Below are 6,334 nucleotides of genomic sequence, written 5' to 3' on the forward strand. Positions count from 1 at the left end.
CGCCACCAATTTTAACGCCCGGGGCTGTGTCTTCATTGATGAAATGCAAGGGAACATGCATATGGAGTTTTTCAGTGGCGCTAACGCGCTGAAAATCAATATGCAAAATTTTTGGTTTGCCAGGGTGTCGCTGCACATCTTTTAACACCGCTTTTTCTTCTTTGCCGTCTACACTCAAGTTAAGAATGTGAGAATAGAATGCCTCATGTTCAAGATGGTGAAACATCTCGTCATGACCCATTGTTAAAGATACGGCGTCTTTACCAGCACCATAAAGCACACCAGGAATTTTACCCGCATGACGTAGGCGGCGGCTCGCACCCTTCCCTACATCTTTGCGAGTTTCTGCAGTTACATTAAAATCTTCACTCATAGTTATAACTCCAACTCACAATATTGATAGTGTTAAGTATGAACATTTGCCTTTGCGACCAAGGTCAAATGCATTCCTTAGTAATGCCAGCTAACTGTTAGCAAATAACGAGTTAGTCTGGCTACCAGTAATCCGCGCAATTCACGGTTTAATCCATGAACAACGAGCTTACAGATTCTTCATTGCTGATTCGACGCATCGTTTCAGCCAATAATTCCGCGATACTCAGTTGACGTATCTTTTTGCATTTACTTGCTTCATCGGACAATGGTATGGAATCGGTCACCACTATTTCGTCCAGTTGCGAATTCATGATGTTATCGACAGCCTTGCCAGATAACACGGCATGTGTACAGTAAGCAACAACCTTCTCTGCACCATGATCCTTCAATGCGTCTGCCGCCTGACACAGGGTACCGGCAGTATCTACCAGGTCATCAATTAATACACATTGCCGGCCTTTGACATCACCAATGATATTCATGACTTTCGCTTCGTTGGGACGTGGCCGACGTTTGTCAATGATCGCCAGGTCGGCATCATCCAGACGTTTCGCTAACGCCCTGGCGCGAACGACCCCGCCTACATCGGGTGATACAACCATCAGGTTTGGATATTCCTGGCGCCATACATCCCCCAGCAATATGGGCGATGCATAAATATTGTCGAGCGGTTTGTCAAAAAATCCCTGAATCTGGTCCGAGTGCAAATCTACCGTCAAAATCCGATCTGCGCCCGCCACCTCTATCATGTTGGCTACCACTTTTGCTGTCAGCGGTACCCTTGCCGAGCGTGGTCGACGATCCTGTCGTGAATAGCCGAAATACGGCACCACCGCGGTAATTCGTGCTGCCGATGCGCGCCTTACCGCATCGATCATCACCACTAATTCCATCAAGTTGTCGTTAGTGGGTTTGCAAGTAGGTTGAATAACGAAAACATCGCGACCGCGCACGTTCTCCATAATTTCAACCTGAATCTCGCCATCGCTGAAACAACCGACAATGGCTTTGCCAAGAGAAAGGTCGAGGTACTTACAGACGGCCCCGGCTAACTGCGGATTCGCATTCCCTGTAAACACCATCATCCGGCTATCGGACACTGTGAAACCCCTCTTCCGCTATCATTGGTGTTAAAAAAACCCAACGTTCTCGCCGCTGGGTCTTACTTTTACATTACATCAAAATAAAATGGCTGGGCCGCCAGGATTCGAACCTGGGAATGCTGGGATCAAAACCCAGTGCCTTACCGCTTGGCGACGGCCCAATAGTTAAAATCTACTTTTGCGTGGTCCCGCTCTTCAATTGCTGTGCCAGTGGGGACACGTTACATGCCCTGGCAATTATCACCTGCCAGTCGCTGGCTGTCTGTTGTTCAGCCAACGCTGCGACACGTTTTGCGCTGGCTTCGTCCGGGTAAGATGCGAACACGCAACTGCCGGTTCCGGTCATCATGGGCGCTTGTTTGCTTTTAATATCCTGCTCAGACAACCACTTAAGGGCAAAATTCACTGCAGAGTAACGACGCCGAACAATGGGCTCAAACACGTTTATTGTGCCACCCTCAAAGTAATCGCGTATTTTGATGGGTCGGGCATCACGTGTCAATTCTGGATCAGCAAAAAGTTCTGGAGTAGGCACGGTAACTCCCGGAAATAGCACCACGTACCAGGGCTCTGGCAGTTCTACTGGCTGCAATTTTTCACCGATTCCTTCTGCCCAGGCTGATTGGCCATAAATAAATATCGGTATATCGGCACCCAATGAGCTGCCAAGATCGATTAACTCGGCTTGTGACAAGTTTACGCTCCACAGTTCATTCAGTGCGACCAAGGTCGTTGCCGCATCGGAGCTGCCGCCTCCGAGGCCTCCCCCCATGGGGAGATTTTTTTCGATACTGATATCAACGCCTAATGAGCAGCCGGTGTGCTCCTGCAACAACCTGGCTGCGCGAACCGTCAAATCCTGCTGGGGATCAACATCCTCAATCTCTGTTGTTCGGTTTATCTGCCCGTCATTGCGCACCTGGAACTGTAGGTAATCACAAACATCCAGAAACTGAAACAAGGTCTGTAAATTATGGTAACCGTCATCACGACGACCGGTAATATGCAAAAACAAATTGAGTTTTGCCGGTGCGGGCCAAATGTTTGAGGAAGTCACGTTTAGATTATAAATGTTCTGGAATGATTCACCTGATACAGGTTTAGCTCACTGTCCATTGTGTAACGATCAGGCGCACTTTCATATCCTGGTGTTGAATCACTATTTTACGCGGAAAATAATAGTCATCATACTGTTGATAACGTTTATATTGTATATGCCAGTCATTTTGCTGGAGGCCCTGAATCAAGCCTTGTTGATCCAGCGTAGTTTTCACCGGTAGCTCCGGATCGGGTAAACCGCGAATCCAGTACCATAAACTTTCTATAGGCAGTTCCCAGTTGGTTTCCTGGCGTAACAGTGTTTCGGCATCCCTGGCTTGATATGACTTGCCGTTTGCCATCCGCAGCTCAACACCATTATCGCCACCAAATAATTGCATGGCACCCTGACCGGACGGTGCACTAAACTGAATGAAATAATCTGAAGCGGCATTTTGTTCCCAATATAACTGGCCACTCCAGGCTTCTTCTTCGGTGACCAGTGAAATACGTCCATCTAGTTGCCAGCTCGTCAAGGCAGCCAGCTGCGACTCACGTAATTGGACCGTACTCCTGGCCTGATCCATCGCTGGTTCAGGCTCCACAGGCAAACTCTCACATGCAGATAAAATACAACACAATAAAATACTGGCGAAAAGCAGCTTATAACGCATCGTTAGGCAAGATAACCAGGGAAATAGCATGGAGTACACGTTACGTGTTAACCATCAGGTTAATTACGAAGTTTAAAATCGTTCAATTGGATAGATGAGGACGCTGAAACCTACATTCCAAATCGCTGCATGACATCTATCAGGATTTTGTCGTCGGGATTGTCTTTTAGGGAATTTTCCCATATTTCCAATGCGCCTTTCTTGTCACCACTAACCCATAACACTTCACCAAGATGAGCGGCAATCTCAGGATCTTTGGATAACTCACTGGCTCGACGCAGATGTTTAATGGCCTTATTATAATTACCTAAGCGATAGTGAACCCAACCCATACTATCAACAACCGCCGCATCGTCCGGTTCCAGCTCAATGGCCCGCTGGATGTACTGCAGCGCTTCTTCGTATCGGTTGGTTCGATCTGCCAGGGTATAACCCAATGCGTTTAGCACCTGGGCATTGGTGGGCTCCTGCTCCAGGATGGTTTGCAAGTCACTTTCCACCAAATCCAGTTCGCCCAGTTTTTCTGCAACTAATGCCCTCGCATACCGTACGCTGGTTTCGTTGGGCATGGAATTTAATACCCTGGTATAAAACTCTTTGGCATCCGGATAACGCTGCGCTTCACGTAATAGATCACCTTCCAGTAAAATTATCTGCAACCGCTGCTTGGCGCTGTTAACCCGGACTGTTCGCAATTGCTCAATGGCCGCATCGTAATTCTGCTCTTCCGCTAGAATGGAAACCATTCGAAGCTGCGCGCTGAAATAAAATTCACCATGGCGTACGAAGGAATAACGATTCATCGCAGCCTTCGGATCATTCCGCTGTTCCGCTACCTGGCCGAGGTAATAGTTAGTTTCCTGGACACGCTTTCCGAGTTTCAATACTTTCTCAAGGTAGGTTTGCGCATCATCCAGCTTCTTCAGTTGCAACGCCAGCACGCCTGCGTAGTAATTGATTTCCGCATTGCGCTCATCGATCTCGGCGAGGCGAATAAATTCAGTTAGCGCTTTGTCCAGTTGACGAGCTTCCGTCAACATTCGAGCATAGGTCAAACCAATATCCAGGTTATCCGACATATCACCATCGAGAACTTCTTCAAGGTAATTTAGTGCTTCTGCACGCGCGCCTTGCATTGCCAGAATCCTTGCTCTCAGTATGATCGCGCTGGACCAGTTGGGTTTGACTTTGAGAGCCTCATCTAAAGTATTTAAGGCCATTTCAAAACGCGCCTGGCGCATGGCAAGATGGGCCTGGGCAAACAATGCATAGGGATCATCCTGGCGGCTTTCCACCAGCTTATCCATCACGCCCATGGCAAGTTCACGATCGGGTTCCCTGGCAAGCTGAGACGCAATCACCGAAAATCCATGCCCGGGTTTTGTCTCATCATGCAATAAAGTTAGCATCTGCTCATACTGTGCTACCGCGTCGGCCGGCCTGGCCAGTCGCAAATACACCGAAGCCAGGCTGCGTCGGGCATCTGCATTATCGGGTTCTACGTCTACCCAGAATCTGGACGCTTCCAGGGCTTTATCAAATTCCTTGGCGTATATGGAAATTTGCGTAGCGCGTTCAGCAACTCTAGGATCGCGGGTCTCTTCAGCAACATCTATATAGTTGTCTATTGCTAAATTCAGCTCACCACGCTGGCCTGCAATTTCTGCCACCAGTAATTTATAAATAAGATGGGGTGGAACATCGGTTTCCAACTCGTCGACGAAATTATCGCCAGGAGGAAAACCCGCATCCGACACTGAAGGATCTGCGGCTTCATCACCGACTGTGGCCGAATCAGTATCACTACCGGAATTGACAGATGGCGTAGAGGTGTCGGCCTGGTCGGGCATCACAGTACACGCCTGTGCCGCAAAAATTATTAATAAACTGATGCCTAAATATCGAATTACCTTCATTTATCTCGCACTCCCGCCGACATATATTTCCAAATCATCGTCCAATCTACCGTCCTCCTGAACCGAGGCGACCGAATAAAATCTTTTATACATCATTTTGAACAACAATATATACTAGTAAGTCAAACTTTTTGTAGGATTCAAGTACTTGTATTCCATGAGTATATCGATCAAAATTTAGTGACTATCTTTGTTCAGTTTAGCGTATGTCCATATTAGCATTCGGAATTAACCACAAAACGGCACCCGTCGATATTCGAGAGCGCGTTGCCTTTGAGCCAGGGGAAATTTGCCATGCGCTCAAGGACTTAGTATCGCAGCCGGCCATCAATGAAGCGGCGATTATATCGACTTGTAATCGCACAGAGCTCTATTGCGGCCTGGAAAAAAATGACCTCGCCATGATCGTCAACTGGCTGCGTAAATACCATGAGCTCGGTGAGCGTGATATCCAGCCTTATGTTTATGCCCATCCCGACCACGATGCCGTGCGCCATCTGCTACGCGTCGCCAGCGGTCTGGATTCCATGGTACTCGGTGAACCCCAGATACTGGGCCAAATGAAAGATGCCTATTCTGCAGCCAACGAGGCCGGTACCCTGGGTGGTTTGTTAGACCGCCTTTTTCAGCATACATTCGCTGTCGCCAAGCAAGTTCGTACAGATACTCAAATCGGCGCGAGCCCAGTTTCTGTCGCTTTTGCCGCAGTTAGCCTGTCAAAACAGATTTTCAGTGAACTGAGTAACCACACTGCACTATTAATCGGGGCCGGAGAAACCATTGAATTAGCCGCTCGCCACCTTCACGAATCCGGTATTGGCCGCATGATTATTGCCAACCGTACTATTGAACGGGCACATAACCTGGCGGCGGAATTTAACGCTTACGCGATCTCGCTGCCTGACATTCCAGGTCATCTGGCGGAAGCGGATATCGTCATTTCATCAACCGCCAGTCCTTTACCTATCTTAGGTAAAGGATCCGTCGAAAGCGCGCTCAAAGTGCGCAAACATCGTCCCATTCTCATGATCGATATTGCCGTACCTCGCGATATCGAATCCGAGGTGGGTGATCTGGACGACGTATACCTGTATACCGTGGATGATATGCAAGAAATCATCCAGGAGGGTTTGCGTTCACGTCAGGAAGCGGCCGAACAAGCTGAAGAAATAATTGATACCCAGGTTTCCCATTTTATGAACTGGTTACAATCCCTGGGCGCGGTAAC

At 48.3% G+C, this 6,334-nt stretch carries 6 protein-coding genes and 1 tRNA gene; 1 reads left to right on the forward strand and 6 read right to left on the reverse strand.

Translation table 11 applies throughout. The features are described from left to right. The 6 genes from rplY to ACWVCM_RS15475 all read right to left on the reverse strand — a co-directional run. Positions 1-373 (reverse strand): 50S ribosomal protein L25 (rplY, locus tag ACWVCM_RS15450; RefSeq protein WP_455202662.1); only part of this gene is annotated, 373 nt, incomplete at its 3' end. 148 nt (positions 374-521) lie between these two features. Continuing rightward, positions 522-1,475 (reverse strand): ribose-phosphate diphosphokinase, encoded by a 954-nt coding sequence (locus tag ACWVCM_RS15455; protein ID WP_455202663.1) that lies wholly within the window; start codon positions 1,473-1,475, stop codon positions 522-524. A gap of 89 nt (positions 1,476-1,564) precedes the next feature. Continuing rightward, positions 1,565-1,639 (reverse strand) — tRNA-Gln (locus tag ACWVCM_RS15460). A gap of 11 nt (positions 1,640-1,650) precedes the next feature. After that, entirely contained in the window at positions 1,651-2,535 is an 885-nt protein-coding gene (gene ispE, locus ACWVCM_RS15465; protein ID WP_455202664.1) for a 4-(cytidine 5'-diphospho)-2-C-methyl-D-erythritol kinase, read from the reverse strand. Between the two features lie 43 nt (positions 2,536-2,578). Next, the gene (gene lolB, locus ACWVCM_RS15470; protein ID WP_455202665.1) at positions 2,579-3,220 is read right to left on the reverse strand and encodes a lipoprotein insertase outer membrane protein LolB; all 642 of its coding nucleotides are present in this window, start codon (positions 3,218-3,220) and stop codon (positions 2,579-2,581) included. An 80-nt stretch (positions 3,221-3,300) separates the two neighbouring features. Beyond that, positions 3,301-5,106: a tetratricopeptide repeat protein gene (locus ACWVCM_RS15475; RefSeq protein ID WP_455202666.1), complete on the reverse strand. Its 1,806-nt coding sequence runs from the start codon at positions 5,104-5,106 to the stop codon at positions 3,301-3,303. Between the two features lie 206 nt (positions 5,107-5,312). Between ACWVCM_RS15475 and hemA the strand changes: the two genes are divergently transcribed. Continuing rightward, positions 5,313-6,334, forward strand: a 1,022-nt coding sequence (hemA, locus tag ACWVCM_RS15480) for a glutamyl-tRNA reductase (RefSeq protein WP_455202667.1), incomplete at its 3' end; no start/stop codon positions are given.

The sequence above is a fragment of the Kaarinaea lacus genome, assembly GCF_975902315.1.

Bases quoted from the DNA above. Each gene is read 5' to 3' on its own strand.
- lolB (WP_455202665.1), bottom strand. From the start codon at position 3,220: ATGCTATTTCCCTGGTTATCTTGCCTAACGATGCGTTATAAGCTGCTT.
- ACWVCM_RS15475 (WP_455202666.1), bottom strand. From the start codon at position 5,106: ATGAAGGTAATTCGATATTTAGGCATCAGTTTATTAATAATTTTTGCG.